The sequence below is a fragment of the Vibrio sp. 1978 genome (assembly GCF_033344345.1).
In genome coordinates, this window is the sequence record NZ_JAWPOP010000234.1 from 1 (window position 1) to 892 (window position 892).

Below are 892 nucleotides of genomic sequence, written 5' to 3' on the forward strand. Positions count from 1 at the left end.
CTGGCCCAGCTCATCCGAGAGCGTGGTATCAATGCAGTGCGATTTGATATTCGTGAAGTGCTAAGAACCGACGACAACTTTGGTCGCGCAGAGCCGAATGTCGAAGCTATTACTCAACTAGCACAAGAGAAGCTTATCCCTTTATGTCTTGATTCTGTCGTCATCACACAGGGCTTCATTGGCTCTGACGAAGAAGGCAATACAACAACGTTAGGTCGTGGTGGTAGCGACTACAGTGCAGCCTTGATTGCTGAAGGTGTGAAAGCATCTGGACTTGAAATTTGGACAGATGTTCCTGGTATTTACACGACCGATCCTCGCATCGCACCAAAAGCGTCACCAATCCCAGAGATCAGTTTTAGTGAAGCCTCTGAAATGGCTAACTTTGGCGCGAAAATATTACACCCATCAACACTGGTCCCTGCTCTGCGCCATGATATCCCGGTTTTTGTTGGCTCATCTAAAGAACCAGAAAAAGGTGGCACGTGGATTCGTCATCAAGTCGAAAGCTCACCGCTGTTCCGTGCTCTCGCTCTGCGTTGTAATCAAACGATGGTCACTCTGCGTAGTGCGAACATGTTCCATGCGTACGGCTTCTTAGCAAAAGTATTTGAGATTTTAGCCAAGCACAAAATTTCGGTAGACCTTATCACCACATCAGAAATCAGTGTGTCACTCACACTGGATCAAACTGATACCTCAGGAGGCGCACCACAACTTCCTCAAGCAGCACGTGAAGAGTTGGAAGAGTTGTGTAAGGTCGAAGTAGAACATGACCTTTGTTTGGTAGCCTTGATTGGTAACAAGATGAGTGAACGTAAAGGCTATGCGAAGCAAGTGTTTGGTACGCTAGAAGATTTGAACTTACGCATGATCTGTTATGGAGCAAGTC

Annotated in this window: 1 protein-coding gene; it reads left to right on the forward strand. The window is 46.7% G+C overall.

The window, feature by feature from the left end; all coding sequences use genetic code 11:
• Window positions 1–892 (forward strand): lysine-sensitive aspartokinase 3 (gene lysC, locus R8N49_RS25750; RefSeq protein ID WP_318190287.1); only part of this gene is annotated, 892 nt, incomplete at both ends.